The sequence below is a fragment of the Streptomyces turgidiscabies Car8 genome, from assembly GCF_000331005.1.
Classification (GTDB): Bacteria; Actinomycetota; Actinomycetes; order Streptomycetales; family Streptomycetaceae; genus Streptomyces; species Streptomyces turgidiscabies.
Genome location: NZ_AEJB01000208.1, coordinates 115583 through 131555, shown reverse-complemented (window position 1 = coordinate 131555; position 15973 = coordinate 115583). Strand labels below are relative to the sequence as shown.

General features: G+C 68.9%; 12 protein-coding genes. 7 read left to right on the top strand and 5 right to left on the bottom strand.

The genetic code is table 11. The features are described 5' to 3' along the window. Nucleotides 1-130: 130 nt before the first annotated feature. The 4 genes from STRTUCAR8_RS52465 (at nucleotide 131) to STRTUCAR8_RS13590 (ending at nucleotide 3514) form a co-directional block, all read left to right on the top strand. Complete coding sequence (locus STRTUCAR8_RS52465) at nucleotides 131-454, top strand: hypothetical protein (protein ID WP_006376285.1); 324 nt, start codon at nucleotides 131-133, stop codon at nucleotides 452-454. 839 nt (nucleotides 455-1293) lie between these two features. Beyond that, nucleotides 1294-1671 (top strand): hypothetical protein, encoded by a 378-nt coding sequence (locus tag STRTUCAR8_RS13600; protein WP_044472133.1) that lies wholly within the window; start codon nucleotides 1294-1296, stop codon nucleotides 1669-1671. 41 nt (nucleotides 1672-1712) lie between these two features. Then, nucleotides 1713-2543, top strand: coding sequence for a hypothetical protein (locus tag STRTUCAR8_RS13595; protein ID WP_006376222.1), 831 nt, complete (start codon nucleotides 1713-1715; stop codon nucleotides 2541-2543). A gap of 113 nt (nucleotides 2544-2656) precedes the next feature. Then, a complete protein-coding gene (locus tag STRTUCAR8_RS13590) occupies nucleotides 2657-3514 on the top strand; it encodes a hypothetical protein (protein ID WP_006376306.1) in 858 nt (285 codons plus the stop codon). A 94-nt stretch (nucleotides 3515-3608) separates the two neighbouring features. Here STRTUCAR8_RS13590 and STRTUCAR8_RS13585 read toward each other — a convergent pair whose 3' ends face one another. Continuing rightward, entirely contained in the window at nucleotides 3609-6539 is a 2931-nt protein-coding gene (locus STRTUCAR8_RS13585) for a helix-turn-helix transcriptional regulator (RefSeq protein WP_044472132.1), read from the bottom strand. Between the two features lie 251 nt (nucleotides 6540-6790). Between STRTUCAR8_RS13585 and STRTUCAR8_RS13580 the strand changes: the two genes are divergently transcribed. Both STRTUCAR8_RS13580 and STRTUCAR8_RS13575 read left to right on the top strand, forming a co-directional pair. Next, nucleotides 6791-7237, top strand: a complete 447-nt coding sequence (locus tag STRTUCAR8_RS13580; protein WP_006376230.1) for an SRPBCC domain-containing protein — start codon at nucleotides 6791-6793, stop codon at nucleotides 7235-7237. Next, nucleotides 7234-7617, top strand: a complete 384-nt coding sequence (locus tag STRTUCAR8_RS13575; RefSeq protein ID WP_006376203.1) for an ArsR/SmtB family transcription factor — start codon at nucleotides 7234-7236, stop codon at nucleotides 7615-7617. The genes STRTUCAR8_RS13580 and STRTUCAR8_RS13575 overlap by 4 nt, the downstream gene beginning before the upstream one ends. Nucleotides 7618-7957: 340 nt before the next feature. On the opposite strand, the gene STRTUCAR8_RS13570 is transcribed toward STRTUCAR8_RS13575, so the two are convergent. Beyond that, entirely contained in the window at nucleotides 7958-9883 is a 1926-nt protein-coding gene (locus STRTUCAR8_RS13570) for an alpha-L-fucosidase (protein WP_006376308.1), read from the bottom strand. 757 nt (nucleotides 9884-10640) lie between these two features. On the opposite strand from STRTUCAR8_RS13570, the gene STRTUCAR8_RS13565 reads away from it, so the two are divergent. Beyond that, a complete protein-coding gene (locus STRTUCAR8_RS13565; protein ID WP_006376276.1) occupies nucleotides 10641-11036 on the top strand; it encodes a nuclear transport factor 2 family protein in 396 nt (131 codons plus the stop codon). Between the two features lie 92 nt (nucleotides 11037-11128). On the opposite strand, the gene STRTUCAR8_RS13560 is transcribed toward STRTUCAR8_RS13565, so the two are convergent. From STRTUCAR8_RS13560 to STRTUCAR8_RS13550, 3 genes are all read right to left on the bottom strand, one after another. Then, entirely contained in the window at nucleotides 11129-11470 is a 342-nt protein-coding gene (locus STRTUCAR8_RS13560) for a winged helix-turn-helix transcriptional regulator (RefSeq protein ID WP_044472154.1), read from the bottom strand. Nucleotides 11471-11676: 206 nt separating this feature from the next. Further along, on the bottom strand, nucleotides 11677-14835 hold the full coding sequence (locus tag STRTUCAR8_RS52460; protein ID WP_006376273.1) for a DUF1349 domain-containing protein: 3159 nt from the start codon (nucleotides 14833-14835) through the stop codon (nucleotides 11677-11679). A gap of 269 nt (nucleotides 14836-15104) precedes the next feature. Next, nucleotides 15105-15872, bottom strand: coding sequence for a FadR/GntR family transcriptional regulator (locus STRTUCAR8_RS13550; protein WP_006376329.1), 768 nt, complete (start codon nucleotides 15870-15872; stop codon nucleotides 15105-15107). Nucleotides 15873-15973: the final 101 nt, after the last annotated feature.

The following is a 15973-nucleotide window of genomic DNA, read 5'->3' as shown; positions in this document are numbered from 1 at the left end:
CGACAGTCGGGAGGCTGGGCCGGACGAGGGCAGCGGGTCGCCCGGAGAAAGGGTGAAGGCCTGTTCCAGCCGTGTTGGGTGCTCGGCGAGCGGGCCGACCGGGAGCAGTACGCGCTGTTGTCGGCGCATCGTGCGCCAGGCCATACAGATCGACGACCTGGTCTCGGTCGCCGGTGGCCGCCGCGCGATCGAAGGCCGCTTCCTGGAGGCGGGCCACCCCGTCCATGACGCCTATGTGGGCAAGCCTCAGCCGGTCGCCGCAGCCCGCAATCCGGTGACCTACTTCGACTCCTCCCACGCGGCCCGGCCCTGCGGCTGCGGGGCGCCGGTTTACGCTCGGCTAGTTCCTTACCGGCCACGACCAGAAAGCCCTGCACGGCCGGGTGGCCAAGACGACGCGCACGCCTGGCTGCAGCGGCATCCTGTCGAAGCGGCCAAACTGGACTCGGTCTGATATCGGTCCTGTTCGCAGCCTGTGAATGCGCGTGGCCGGTGCAAACATTCCCAGAGGCTCCACCGCGGCACTCTGGGGGAGGGCCTCTGCGCGTTGGAAGGGGAATCCGCTGCGCGCCGGTTCGACTCCCGTCCTTCAGCTGGCACGATCGTCCTATACGTCCTCAGCCCGATCCTATCGGGCCTCATTGAGGCCGAGTTGAGGCCGCAAGGACAGGAACAGACTGACAAGGGCTGACTAGCCCCAACATGAATAACTGCGTCTGACCTGCGAAAACATCAAGGATGAGCGTAGATCGGCAAGGACCGCCAAGATCCTCAAAGGACTCATAATCCGTCGGCCGTGGGTTCGAGTCCCACCCGCCCCACCACGTGCTACGCGGGAAGAATCGATCTGACCTGCGGGAGCCGGTGGGCCTCTCCACAGGAGCGGGCCCTTTTTTGGTCTCTGGAGATCGTTCGCCCAGTGGGCGCTCAACCGGAGTGCAGGGCGATCATGGCATCCGAGGCTTCTCGCGCCACCCGGCCAGGAACTCCACCGACTCGCTCGGCTGGATCCACGCCCAGGCCCCTCCCTCGACCCAGGGCTGCGACATGCTGACGCCGTCTGGTCGCACGGAGAGTGCCAGGTGCTCGGGCAGACAGGCATGTTGGTCGAGCCTCAGCAGGTGCGCCCAGCTCTCGCGTCCTTGCTTCCCCCACCCTCACCGGGTGGTCACGGGGTACTGGCCGGGCGGTGCGATGGCACATACGTACATGGAATACGTACTCCTACCGAGGTGTCCCTGACACGCGTGCCGTTTTCTTGCATTCATGACGACACCGAGTGTGAAAGCACAGATGCCGAAGAGTGTCAGGCTGGCGTTGGTGGGGGTGTGGCTCCAGGCCGTGCTGAACCTGGCGGCCGGCTTCCTGTTGGTGGCCGTGGTGAACGACGCGGTGGACCACGGCCGGGATGAAGGGGCCGGGCTGCTCCGGTTCGTGGCGGTGCTGTCGCTGCTGATCGCGGGGGCGCTCCTGCTGTGCGGCGTATTCGCGGGCAAGCGGGTGAACGGGATACGCGTCACGGTCATCGTCGTCGAGGCGCTGGGCGTGCTGATCGGTGTGGTGAGCCTGTTCCAGGGAGGCGGCGTCTCGGTTCTCCCGGGCATCGTCTTCGCCGTCGCCGTGCTGCGGGTCTTCAGCTCCGCGGAGGCCAGGAACTGGTTCGACCGGTGAGGTACGTATCGAGGCGCGTACCCGGGCCCAAACACTCCGTCGTGCCGGTCGTCGCGGCCATCGCCGTGGCCGTTCTGTTCACCGGGGGGTGTTCGAGCGCCCAGGGCACCCCTCTCGCCGGAGATCCGTCCGAGAGCGCCACCGGCGTGTCCGAGTCGCCGAGCCCTTCGCCCACGCCGTCGATCACGCCTCCGTATCCGACCGAGGCCTCCGGCTGCCACGACAACAAGGGGTGGACGACCGAGGAATCCGTGGACTGGGCTGGGCGCTTCATCGACACGCCCAAGGAGAACTACGGGGGCGACAGCCTGAGCGTCGTCAGTCTGCCGGGGTACAACGGCCCGCTCTGCCGGAAGATCACCGTGCAGGTCGAGTTCTGGAAGCTGGTGTACGGAGTCGCGGACGACGCCGACCGCGATCGGCTCGAGGACGGGACACAACCCGCCTACTACTTCGACATCCGCCGGGTGAAACGCGTCGAACTCCATGTGGACGCACGCGTCGAGCAGGAGATCGCCCTGCCCGCGTCCCTCTACGCGACGGACCGCAGTCCCTGCGTGGGCGCCCTCCTCTCGGTCACCGTGGGCAAGCCGCTGACGAGCAGGGAACTGCCCAAGGAGGTCCGCGTCGGCGGCGAACAGGACTTCTCGGGTCGCGCCGTCGTGGACTTCCGGTCGAAGCGGGTCGCCGACTACGAACTGTCCCAGCCCTCGGCACCGCAGGTGTGCAGCCCGGACGGCAAGCCCACCGCCGACCCGGCCGACGTACCCGCACCGGGCTCCCAGCCGACGGACCTCCACCCGCCGGACCTCTGGCCGAGCCCCACCCACTCCTTCGACCTCGACGACATCTTCGCCTCTCCCACGCCCTGATCCCGTTCCGCTTCCGCGGGATCCGGGCGTGCACCGGCCTCTTCACCACATCAACGGGCCCTGCCATCACGTCAGTTCGGCAGGACCGTCCGACCTCACCCTGGGGGAATCACATGCGTACAAACACTGCGGCCACCGGCATCTCCGGCGCCGTCCTCCTCTCGACGCTCGTTCTCCCGGGTGCCGCCCAGGCAGCGGAGCATCCTGGGGCGGAGACCGATCTCAGAGCCCTCGCCTCGCGGAGCGTCCAGCCGAGAGACGCGATAGGCGACACCACGTTCAAGGACGCAGTCGTCAACAACGGCAAGGACATCGTTCTCGGCGTGACGGGCAAGAAGGCCGTTCCCATCACATTCACCGCCTTCGACGAGGAGGGCCTGGCCCTCACTCAGGCGTTCCTGTGGCAGGGCACCGACAGTTCGAGTACGGACACCATCACCGGCGCCCTGGGGACGGACGCCGACCCCGTCTGCACGGAGACGACGGTCCAGGGTGGCTACAGCTACAAATGCAAGGCGGTCTTCACCATCGACCCCGCGGTCGACTTCAAGGACGGCAACGGCACCGCGGGGGCCTGGAAAATCTTCCTGGGTGCCTTCGACCTCTACCTGAACATCAGCATTGACGACGACGTCGCCAGGACCAGCATCAAGCGGGCCGCCGCACTGACCGTCAACGCCTCCCCGGAGCCGGTGAAGAAGGGCAAGAACATCACGGTCACCGGCAAGCTGAATCGAGCCGACTGGACCACGGGGAAGAACTCGGGGTACGCGACCCAGCCGGTGAAGTTGCAGTTCCGCAAGAAGGGCAGCACCACCTACACCACCCTCAAGACGGTCAAGACCAGCAGGACCGGCACCTTGAGCACCACCACCAAGGCCGGCGTCGACGGCTACTACCGCTACGTCTTCGCCGGCACCTTCACCACCGGCTCCGCGACGTCGGCCGCCGACTTCATCGACGTCAAGTAGGCGGATTCCCGGCCGAGACGGCGGTGGCCGGTCAGCAGAAGCTCACCGATCACCGCCGAGGCCGAGGGCATCTGGACCTGGACCTGGAGTCGGCTCAGTCCTGCTCCGCTCGGGTGTCCCCGAAACGGCTTGCGGTGCGGCGGCGGGCCATCAGTGTGGCCAGGGCGGTACGTGAGGAGACCCCGGTCTTGCGGAAGGCGCGGGAGACATGGGTCTCGACGGTACGCCGGCTGACGTAGAGCCGGTCCGCGATGGCCTGGCTGGTGAGCCCCTGCGCCACCAGTTCGGCTATCTCCAGCTCCCGGGCGGTCAGCGTGGCCAGCCGCTGGGCCAGTTCGGTGCGGTCCTGGGAACCGTACGGAGCCTCGGAGTCGGCACCGGGCGGACGGGTGGCGTCGGCGAGGCCGACCAGCATGCCGCTGCCGCCCGCCTCGGCGAGCCGGCGCCCCTTGAGCCAGGCGCGCGTGCCGCCCCGGCCATGGCCCGCCGCCGCTTCCAGCGGGGCGCCGAGCAGCAGGGAGTGGGCCTCCCAGAAGACCGCGCCGCAGCGGGCGCTCTCCGCCGCCGCCTCCGCGAACAGGTCCGCCGCCGCTGCCGTGTCCCCCTGCTCCAGCGGCAGATGAGCGGTGCTGCGCAGCGCGGACGCCCGCTGCATCGGCAGCCCCAGTTGTTCCGCCTCCTTGCGCGCCCGCTCGGCCCAGCCGCGAGCCTCCTCGGGCCTGCCCGTCACCAGTGCGGACGTGACCAGGATCTCCAGGTAGAGCGGCCGCATCGAGGGCTGGATCCGCCGCAGTTCGGGGCCGCCGCCCGCCTGGAGCATCGCGTCCCGGGCGCGGACCGGATCGCCGGCCATGAGCGCGGCCCAGCCGAAGATGCACCAGGCCGTGGAGGCCCACCAGTCGACCCCCGTACCGGCGGCGGCCACCGCCTCCTCGGCGACGGCGAGCGGGCGCGGATCGCCCGGCGGGCAGGCGGCGACGAGCGCCGCGGCCTTGCTCGCCAGTACGAACGCGAGCAACTGGTCGCTGCCGATCCCGCGGGCGATGTCCTCGGCCTGGTCGGCGAGTTCCAGTGCCGAGGAGATCCGGCAGGTCTGGACCCGGACATGGGACAGGCAGAGCAGCAGATGGGGCACGACATAGAGCTGGCCGCTGCGGCGGGCGATGTCGAGGCCGCGCTCCGCGTGCCGTTCCGCGTCCGGGTAGTGCTCCAGGAAAGCCTCCGCCCAGCCGAGCCGGGCCAGGGGTTCGCACAGCGCGGTGAGGTCGTTGTCGGGCAGGGAGTCGACCAGGGCGGCGGCCTGCCGGGCGAAGCCGTGCGCGGTGGTCATGTTGCCCTCGTACGCCTCTCCCAGGGCGGCGACGGCGAGGACGCCCGCCTCCCCGATCTCGTCCCCCGTGGACCGGGCCGCCGCGAGCGCCATGTCGACCTCGGTGCGCACCTGGGCGTACGAGGTGTCGCTGTCCTGGGGCGCGGCCGAGCCCAGCTCCAGGCCGAGCCGGACGATGTCGGCCGGGGTGTGGCCGCGGGCCAGCTCGCGGCGCAACAGGGCGACCGCCTCGGTGCAGCGCCCCAGATGACGCTCCACCAGCGCGCACAGGACGACCGCGCGCACTCTGAGGCGGCCTTGGCGGCCCTGGTTCTCGTCGGCGGTCGGGCCACCGGGTGACCGGCGCGGGGTGGCGATCAGCTCCTGGAGCAGGTCGCGGCTCTCGCGCAGGCCACCGCACGCGGCCAGCGCGCGGGCCCGCCGCAGGACCAACTCGCGCCGCCTGGAAGCGTGTTCGGGAGTGTGCGGAAGGTGGCGGAGCGCCACGTCGAGCCAGTGGGCGCAACTCGCCGGGGCCGTTCGCGCGGTCCGTGCGGCGGCCTCCTCGAGCACGGCCACCGCTGCCGGGTCCCAGGAGGTCAGCGACTGTTCCACATGGTGGGCCCGCTCGGCGGCGGAGGCACCGGCGCGGGCCAGTTCCTGAGCGGCGAGCCGGTGCATCTCGACGCGCCTCAGGACGGGTGTGCTTTCGTGGACGAGGGTTCGCACGACCGGATGCCGCAGGGTCAGCAGGCCCTGCGGGGCGGAGCGCAGCAGATCGCGTCGGGTGAGAGCGTGCACGTCGGCGGTGAACTCGGTGCCGGAGCGGCCGGTCACCCGGCTCACCATCGCCGGGGTGGCGTGCTCGCCCAGCACCGCCACGGCGTCGACGATGCCGCGCCGGGAGGGGGCGAGCACGGTCAGTTCGTCCAGCAGCAGGGTGCCGAGCCCGGGAGGCGCCGAGGACTCGGGCGTCGTACCCCCGCGGTGGGCCTGAAGGAGGGTCAGGAAGTAGAACGGGTTGCCCTCGCTCGCGGCGTACAGTGCGGCGGACTCGGCGTGCGGCAGGCCGGGGCCGGCCAGTTCGGTGCAGTCGCGTGCGCTCAGCGGTCTCAGCCCGAGTCTGACGACCGTGCCGGTGTCGAGTTCTCGGGTGAGCCGGGCGGCGAGGGACTCGGGACTCTGCCGGTCACGGCGTGTCACGGCCAGGACGACGGGGGCGCGCACGGGATGGCGTACGAGATGGTCGAGCAACTCCAGTGACGCCGGGTCCGCCCAGTGCAGGTCGTCGAGGGCCAGCAGCAGTCCGGAGGGGGCGGCGAGCCGGGTGAGCAGGGCGGCCGTGGACCGGTGCAGTCCGAAACGGTCGACCGCTCCGCTCCGCTGGAGCAGGGGCGCCACCGCGTCGGCCTCCTGGAAGCCGTCCAGGGCGTGCGGGTCGAGGTGGGCGAGCGCGTCGGTGAACACCTGGAACGGCACCTGCCGTTCGTACTCCGTGGCCCTGCCGCGCAGTACGGTCATTCCGCGTCGGCGCGCCCGCGCGCAGACCTCGCCGAGCAGCCGGCTCTTGCCGATGCCGGCCTCGCCGGTGATGTCGACGAGCCGGGAACGGCCGCTGTCACGGAGTTCCCCGCCCCGTGCCGTGCCGCGCGCGCCGTCTGCCGCACGGTCGAGCAGTGCGTCGAACCGGGCCAGCTCGACGGAGCGTCCCAGCAACGGAACCCCGTTCTCGCCGTCCCCAACTACCCAGTCCCCGCCCACAGTTGCCCCCTTGTCTTTACATTCCCCTCACACATCATTCTCTCCTGCTGATCGCCGTAACCGCCGCGTCGGTGAACCGGGACGGACGGATCTCACAGGGTGGACGGCTACGACGCCCAGCCCAGGCGCAACCGTTGGGTTGCACTTGGATGGTGGACGTGCAACCCTGGGGTTGCATCCAATAGCGGCGGCGAAGGAGTCACCTCATGAGCGAGGACCGGATCGAACGCGAAACCCTGATCGAGGCACCCCTGGAACGGGTCTGGTCGCTGGTGGCCCAGCCCGGGTTCTGGGTGGCCGACAAGGCGAGCCTGCCCGGCACCGTGGCCAAGGAGGGCGAGTCGATGGTGGCGAAGAACGCGGAGCACGGTGACTTCCCGGTGCGGGTGGAGAAGGTCGAGCCGCCGACGTATCTGGCGTACCGCTGGACCAGCGCCTTCCCCGGGCAGGAGTTGCGCGAGGACAACAGCACCCTCGTGGAGTTCACCCTGACCCAGGAGGGCGACCGGACGCGGCTGCGCGTCGTCGAGAGCGGGTTCGCCGCGCTGGCCGGGTCCGAGGAGCTGCGCGGTCAGAACCACAAGGACCACACCGCCGGCTGGCCCCTGGAACTTGACGCGCTCAGGAAGCGCGCCGAACAGTCGTCCGTGTGACGAACGAAGACCGCAGTGCCGTCGAGCCGGTCGACAGCGTCCTCGGCGCCCTGGCCGACCCGACGCGACGGCAGCTGCTCGAACTGCTCGCCGCACAGGGCGATGCCACCGCGACGACACTCGCCGAACGGCTTCCCGTCTCGCGCCAGGCGGTGGTCAAACACCTCGCCGTTCTCGACGCCGCCGGGCTGGTCTCCGGCAGCCGGGTCGGACGCGAGGTGCGGTACGTGGTGCGGCCCGCGGCGCTGGACACGACGGCGCGGTGGATGGCCACGCTCGCGGCGGACTGGGATCGGCGGCTGGCGCACATCAAGCGCGTCGCTGAGGAGGCGGAGCGCGACGAGGGAGACGGCGACCGATCACAGGGCCGGGCCGTGTGAGGAATGGGGTGCGGCCCGGCTGCTCGGTCGAGGCCGGGAGGGGGCTGACGCGGCGAGGCGACGAACTCGCGCGCCGGTGGTAGGAGTTGCCCCGGGTTCTGATCGACAAGGACTACCGCTTCGAGACCGGCGAGGACATGGCACCCCTCGCCGGTCTCTTCGCGGGACGCTCGTCTCTGTCGCGGCCGTGCGGGGCCACGTGGCACGGATCGAACGGCTGCAGGCCTCGGCGGCGTACGACGCGCAGAAGCGTGCCCGGCGCACGGCCTTCGAGTGATCACACACCTGCTCGACACCTCCGCGCTGTGGAGGAGGGAGTGAGGAGGGAGTGGAGGGCAGGTCAGGAGGTGATGATCTGCCACTGCTGTCGCGTCAGTGACGCGTACGGCTGCTGCTCGATGTTGGCTCCGTCGGCGGTGCTTCCCTCGTCGACGCCGAGGCAGAGCCCGCTGAAGCGGTTGACGAGGACGAAGTACCCGTCACCGGTGGGGGTGACGGCCCAGTGCTGCTGCGGGACATCGGAGTCCGCGTAGATGGCCACGTTGCCGCCGTCGTCGCGGGACAGCCCGGCCACTTCCATGAGCCTGCCACTGCTGACGCCCTTGATCTCGTAGTAACCGTCGCCGGTGGAGGCGAAGGTCCACTTCTGGTTGTTCCGGTTCAGCCAGGGCCACTGCAGGATGTTGGTGCCGTTGGCCGTTCCGTTCCCGCTCACGTCGGCGGCCTTGCCGCTGTTGCGGTTGACCAGCCGATACACGGTGCCGTCGCCCGGCAGAACCCTCGAGACAAGGGATGGTGCGGCCGTCCGGCCTCCGATCCTGACGCCGCTGATGTTGGCGTAGCCGCCGGTGGCCGCGTTCACCTGTATCCGTACGAAGCCCGCGTTCCGGGCGGACCACTCGACCAGCTTGGTCTTCTTGTTGCCGGCCCAGGTGCCGGTGGCGACCTGGGTGAAGTTCGCGCCGTCGGTGCTGGTGGAGATGGCGTACGAGGTGATGTCGCCGTCGGTGGAGTCGTCGCGGTTCCACTGCTTGGGCAGGTACTCCAGGGTGGAGACGTTGCTCCACACGCCGCCCAGGTCGATCGTGAGCGAGTTGGGCAGGGGCGAGGAGAGCCCCCAGGTCGACCAGCAGGTCTCGTAGCGCACGTCGCTCAGTCCGTCGATGGCGTTGAGTGGTCCCTCGCCGGTGCGGAAGGCGGTCGCATACGCGTTGACCGGTGTGACCGGGTACTCGGCGCGCAGCGGCTGGGTGGGCAGTGGCGGCCTGGAGGCGTTGGGGCTCCACGCCGCACCCACCTCGGCGAGCCGGTTGACGATGTTGGTGTCCAGCAACCCGTTGCGGTTGGGCGGGCAGTTGAGGATGAACGAGGTGTACTTCGGCTCCAGGTCGGCCAGGTGCGACAGGACCGCGGCCTTGCTCATGAGGCTCTCGGTCGGGGTGGAGGGGTGCCAGAACCAGCCGTTGCTTATGGTCTGACCCTGCATTCCGGCGTAGGTGTTGCCCGTCGGCGCCGTGACACCGAGCGGCTCCTCGAAGAAGATCGCGTCGCTGAGGAAGGGCTCCGACAGTCCGCCGATGTCGATCATGACGCAGTCCGGCTGCAGCTGCTTCACCAGGGAACGGATCCGTTGGTGGGAGACCGCCTGCTGTCCCATCTGCCATGCGTAACCATCGGTCATGAACATGTCGATGGTGCCGTAGTTGGTGAGCAGCTCGGTGATCTGGCCGAGGATGAACGTCATGTCGCCGGGCTGGATGGCGTCGGTGATGTCGAGCCCGGTCACCTTGTGCCGGCTCTCCCACGCCTCGACGCCGAAGGTGCGGTCCCAGATCGAGTAGTAGAAGCCGACCTTCAGCCCCTTCGCCCGGAACGCGTCGCAGTACGCCTGTACGACGTCGTGCTTGTAGGAGCTGTTCGCGACGTTCTGGGTGCCATGAGCACTGGGCCAGAGGGCGAAGCCGTCATGGTGCTTGGTGGTCAGGATGCCGTAACTCATCTTCGCGGCGACCGCCGCGTCGGCCCACTGCGCGCAGTTGACGCTCGGAGGAGCGAAAAGGGTGGGGCTCTGGTTGGGCTCGGCCCACTCCTGGTTCGTGAACGTGCCCAGGCTGAAGTGGTTGAACATGCCGAACCGCATGTCGACCATCCTGCTCAGGTTGGTCTGTGTGTCAGCGGCGGACGCCTGCGACAGAAGACCGGCGAAGCCGGGGACGATCGGCAGGGCGGTCGCGGCGCTCGCCACCCCGGCCGCCCCGAGAAACATACGGCGAGTCATTCGTGATGAGGACATGGCCCACTCCTGTGGATCGATGGCACAACTGGGGGGACGGCGCCCAGGTAGCGGTCGACGGCCTGGGGCGCCGGAGTATGACGAAGGCGGGCCGGGAGCCGCACGGCCGGTGCGGTCGCCGTCAGCGGGGTCGGCGGAACCGGGATGCGTCGGTCACCCCGGGGTGCGTCGGGCACGGTGACGGAGTGGTCTGGGCATGCGGTCCGTCGACGAGCAGGGGGACCGTGTTCAGAGAGGCGGCCGGCACGGACGAAGGGGGGAGCTCGCCCTCGGCGGACCGCCCAGTCGGCGAGTGGCCCTACTGCGGTTGATCGGCTCTGACAACGGGCTCTCCAAACTCTTCCGGGCCACATGCCGGGCAGCCAACCCACGGTGTGTGGTTCGCCGGGAGCAACATCGGACCTATTAAGGAGCTTCAGTGCGGAGCCTGTCTAGAGGATCGACAGAAACTCCTTCTCAGAGCTGCGGGATTGAGCGAATTCTCGGGAGGAGCCGCAATGACCCACTGGCCTGAGAGGGGAAAAAGATCGGGTGAATCGGATGGTCGATGCCCTCGCCTGGCGGTGGCGGCTCAGTGGCTTTCGCGGGTAACCCCCTCGCAGTACCTCCGGCTGCATGTGACGTGCGTCACGAAATTCCATTGGTTACGTTGAGGTGACTGGTTACTGATGGTGAGCATGTGGGTGAGAAGCCCTACCGCCTTCATGTCCGAGGCTTGAGGAGTGTTGCCATGACCAGCAAGAACGTCGACATTGCACGTGAGTACTTCCAGGCGATCCAGAAGGGCGACCTGGCCAAGGTGGGCGAGCTTCTGGACGAGGGGATCGTCTGGCATCAGCCGGGCGCCAACCGGTTCTCCGGTGAGCGCGAGGGGCGCGACGCCGTCTTCGCGATGCTCGGCGGGATGATAGAGGCCAGCCAGGGCTCCTTCGCCATCGAAACGGTCCACGCTCTCATGGGCAACGGCGACACCGTGGCCGCCTCGATCCACTTCGCCGGACGGCGCGAGGGCGCGTCCATGAGCATGGACGGCGTGGATGTCCTGCGCCTCGAGGACGGCAGGATCGTCGAGATGTGGCTGTTCTCCGAGGACCAGGTGGCCGAGGACGCCTTCTGGGGGAAGTAGGCCGCCCGTATTTGCCCCAGGGAAAGCCTTCGGTCGAACTCCGGGCACGCGGGCCGTTGCGCCGAATGTCTACCGCCAGTGACCGGTCACGGTCACTGGCGGGCGTCGTAGCGCTCGCGTGCCGCGAGTACCTCCGTGAAGTGTTCCTCGGCCCAGAGGCCCAGTGCCTGGAGCGGGGCGTACAGAGTGCGCCCCAGCGCGGTCAGCTCGTACTCGACCCGGGGCGGGACCTCGCCGTACACCTGGCGGGTGACGATGCCGTCGCGCTCCAGATCCCGGAGTGTCTCGGTGAGGACCTTGCCGCTGATGCCGTCGACGCTGGTGCGCAGGTCGCGGAAGCGCATGGGGCCCGTGCTGAGCGCGATGACCACCATGGCCGTCCACTTGTTGGCGATGCGGGCGAGCGAGGTGCGGGACGGGCAGGTCGCCGTCATGACGTCGAAGGCCGGAAATTGCGGAGGCGTCACAGGCCCTCATCGGTTGCGTCGAGTCGGCTGTTACTGGCGGTAAGTGCAGAGCGGGGCAGGTGACATATTTACCGAGAACTCCGCCTTGCGCCAGCCTGGTGCTCCGTGTGCCGGTGCGAAGGTCGCACCGGCACGCGGAGCTCGTTTCGGAGATCGTGGCCCGAACCGCTTCGTCAGCTGACGGAGAACTGGCTGAAGGTCGCGGTGCCGATGCTTCCGGCGTGGGCCGTGGAGAACATGCCCGCGTCCAGGGTGCTGTTCGCCCCGGTCAGGGTCGCGGTGCCGACCGTGGTCCAGGTGGTGCCGTCGGCGGAGTAGGAGCCGGTGACCGACGTACCGCTCCTGACCAGGCGGAGCCAGACCGGGGCGACGGTGCCACTTCCGGTCTTGACGGCGTTGGCGTCGAGGTAGCCGTCACCGTTGGAGTCCGACGACAGGGCGATTCCGCTGCCGGGGGTGGTGGCGAGGACGAGGTACCCGGTGGACGAGCCGGCGGAGGCGATGTCGTTTCGCAGCATCAGGCCGGCTTTGGCCCAGCTGTTGGTCCTGTCCTGACCGGTGACGCGGACGGTGACGGTGGAGGACGTTCCAGCGGCCCCCGTCCGGTAGGCCGCGGAGTACTCGTCGTCGTACGCCGTGCCGGAGCGCCATACGTCGATGCCCGCGCTGGTCAGGGAGGTCGCTCCGCCGCTCTGGGTGACGGCGGCCGGGATCGAACTGGATGCTTTGTAGGGAGAGGTGACGATTCGCAGGTTGCTGAATGTCGCGCTGCCGGCGGTGGTGCTGTGGGCGGTGTGGATGACGCCGGCGTCCTGGGTGGCCGCCATGGACGGCAGGGTCACCGTGGAGCCGACCTGGGTGAAGGTGGATCCGTCGGTGGAGTAGTAGGCGGACACCTGGGCGGCCGTGCGGGTGAGTCGCAGCCAGACCGGTGCCTTGACGGTGGCAGTGGTGGACGTGAGCTGGTCGAGGTAACCGTCGGCGTTGGAGTCCCGCTGGAAGCTGACGCCGTTGCCCGGGGTCACCACCACCGCCGCGTATCCGGCGGAGGAGCCGTTGCCGGTGAGGTCGTTGCGCAGGACGACGCCGGCCTTGGCCCAGCTGCTGGTGTTGTCCAGACTGTCGACCCGGGCTGTCACCGAGGTGCCGTTGACAGCCGCATCGGCCTGGTAGACGGTGCCGTAGGCGTCGTCGTGCTGTCCGCCGGCACCCCAGATGTCCGCCCCCGCGTCGGTGACGGTGAAGTGGCCGCCGCTCTGGCCGGTGCCGGCGGGGGTGGAGGAGTAGGCGCTGTAGGGCGAGTTGACGGGGTCGGTGGTCAGCGGACGGTAGAGGGGCTGGATACCGGCGTTGTTCATGACCGTCTTGGCGGCTGACGGCCAGTTGCCGTCGCTGACGACGACGGTGCCGCTGACCACGTCACCGCGGCCGTTGGTGTTGGTGATGTTCGCGGAGCTGTTGTTCGTCCAGTTGTCGGTCAGGGTCAGGGCGCCGGTGTTGTTGGTCGCGCTGCTGTTCTCATGGCCCCATTCGCCGGTGTTGCGGAAGACGTTGTTGGTGTCCGTGAAGTTCCGGGAGCCCTCGTCGTGGTAGAAGCCGAACCAACCGCCGTTGCTGTGGCAGTAGTTGCGTTCGAAGGTGCTGCCGGGTGACGCCGACAGGGTGTACATGCAGCCGCCGTCGGTCATCTGCTGCATGAGGTCGTGGATGTAGTTGTCGGTGACGTGGTTGTTCGCGGCGGTGGTCGCGGTCGTGTAGGTGGGCTGGTAGCTGTACAGGCCCCGGTTGACGTAGTCCTGGCTGCCACCGATGTCGTTGGCGCCCCAGCCGTAGCCGATGGTGATGCCGGAGTAGGGCAGGTTGTACACCTCGTTGTGCGAGACGGTCGCGCCGTTGACGTAGGTGACGAGGATGGCCGACATGTCGCGGTACTCCAACGCCACGTCGTGGATGAGGTTGTTGCTCAGTGTGATGTTCCGGTTGGTCATCCGGCTGTCACTGGGGTGGTGTGCGTTCGCCTGAAGACCGCCGACGACGATGCCGCCGCCCGCGTCCTGGGTGAAGACGTTGCCGGTCGCGGTGACGGTGTCGGCGCCGAGCCCCACGCCGGTGGTGTGGGCGTTGGCGTCGTTCCCGATGCCGAGTCCGCTCTGTCCGAGCTGCGTGAAGCGGTTGCCGGTGAACGTGATGTGGTCGGCGGCCGAGACCTGTACGGCGGAGGGCATCTGGTCCCAGTGGGGGCGTGTCGCCTCGAAGAGGGGGCAGCCGCTCTGGCACGAGGTCAGCGCGTCCGACGGGCGGCCCCACGCGCCGGAGATGTACGCGCCGGTCTGCTGGCTGGCGTAGCCGTGGGCGGTGGGGTCCAGCCAGCTGGTGCCCGAGAACTGCAGCCCCGAGAAGGCGATGTGGGTGGCGGGGGAGGAGTACGTCCCTCCGACGTCGATGAGGGACTCCAGCTTCGGCACCTCGACGTCGGCCGTGCTCATGTCCTGCCCGGAGAGCGGCTTGTAGTAAAGGGTGCCGGTAGTGGTCGCGAGGTACCACTCGCCTGCGGTGTCGAGCAGTTCGTAGGCGTTCTCGATGTAGAGGGGGCCGGCCCGGAAGGGGCTCGTCAGGGTGTCGTAGCCGAACGTGTTGTTGTTCCACGAGGGCTGGGCCATGGTGATGGTGCCGCCGCTGATGCCGGTCACCGGGGCGTAGCGGTCGGTGAAGGAGCCGATGCCGTGGATCTCGGTCCGGCTGGGCTGCGCGAGGCTGTTGAGGTAGCTCAGCGAACTGTTCGTGAAGGTGTAGCCGCTGGTGGTAGCGGTCAGGTCGGAGCGGTTGATCGAGGAGCGGGCCCTGGTGGCCAGGACGCCGTCGACGGTCAGATGGCGCGTGTCGAAGCCGGTGCCGACGTTGCTCTTCCAGATGTTCCTGGCCGAGTCCTGCACGGTCCAGCCGGTGGCCTTCTGTGCGCCGGTGATCACGGGACGGGCGCCCGGCGCGGCCTTCCAGTTCACCGTGTGGCCGCCTGTGCCGGAGTCCGCCGAGGTGAAGGCGAGCGGCGCCGAGAGCCGGTAGGTGCCGTCGGCGAGCTGGACGGTGATGTCGGCCGTCATGGAGCTGTTGATCGCCCGCACATTGGTCTTGGCCTGGGTGACGGAGCACGGCAGGCTCGCGGAGCAGGTGGTGCCGGAGCCGCTCGGCGACGCGTAGAGCGTCGCGCCCGCCGCGAGGGCGGGGCCGGCCTGGACGAGGACCCCGGCCGTCGAGGCGGTGAGGACGGCTGCTGTGGCCAGCCATGATCTGAGCCGGTGGGGAACCGAGGGACGAATGCGGGTTGTTCGCACGTGACACCTTCCGGGTGGTTCAGGAAGCCTGCGGCGCCCGTCGCGGGCAGGGGACAGCCCAGAGGCACAGGAGGGGAAGGGAAATAGGGCTGTAACATTAGACGTCATATGAATTTCGTCAATAGATCGCGCACGCGGATCCGGTCGGAGTTGGCCCGAAGTCGGCCCGGGCATGCGGACGCCCCCGGCCTGTCGGGCTCGGGGGCGAGGTCGCTGCGGGTGTTCTCAGGAGGCCGGGGGTGCCGGGGGCTCAGGGGGTGGCGGAGAGCTCAGGAGGCGGGCGAGCTCACGTTCGGCAGACGGCGGCGACTCCACGCGGTGTCGATGTGTGCCGCCATGGCCCGCGCGGCCCCGTCGGCGTCCCGGGCCAGCAGTCGCTCGGCGACTTCGCGATGCTCCGCGTTGGCCCGCTCGCACGCGGTCGCGTCCGGAGTGCCGTTGTACAGGAACGTCGTGCGCGCCTGGGCATGAAGGATCCGGATGATGGAACGCCCGAGCCTGTTGTGGGACGCCTGCAGGATCCGGTCGTGGAAGGCCACGTCGGTCTCGATGAAGCGTGCCGGGACGGCGGTCTCCTCGTCGAGCTGGGCGAGCAGCCGCTCGATGGCTCGCAGGTCGTCGTCGGTGGCCAGCTCCGCGGCCTGGGCCGTCATCTGGGCCTCCAGCGTCGACCGGATGCCGACCAGTTGGTCCAGCACGACGAGCTGGTCGTCGTGCTGGACGGTGGCGGCGAGGACGACCGGATCGAGGAGGTTCCACTCCTCGGGCGGGGTGACGGTGGTGCCGTAGCCCTGCCGGGCGAGGACCAGCCCCTTGGCCTCCAGGGACTTGACCGCCTCGCGGATGGTGATCCGGCTGACGCCGAACGTCTCGCAGAGCTCGGGTTCCACCGGCAGGGTCGATCCCGGAGGAATGACACCCGACACGATCGTGTCGGTCAGACTCTCCATGACCGCCTGCGCCAGCCGGGCCGGACGCTTGGGCCAGGGCTTGAGAACGGGCGCCTCTCCGGCTCTGTCGGCGATCTCCTTGGCCATGCGTGGCCCCCTAACTGATGCGGATGACGGCGAGTCTACTGGTCAGGGCTTCTTGACAGCATTCGTATGACGACTTACGTTACACGCAAATTTCGCAGTAG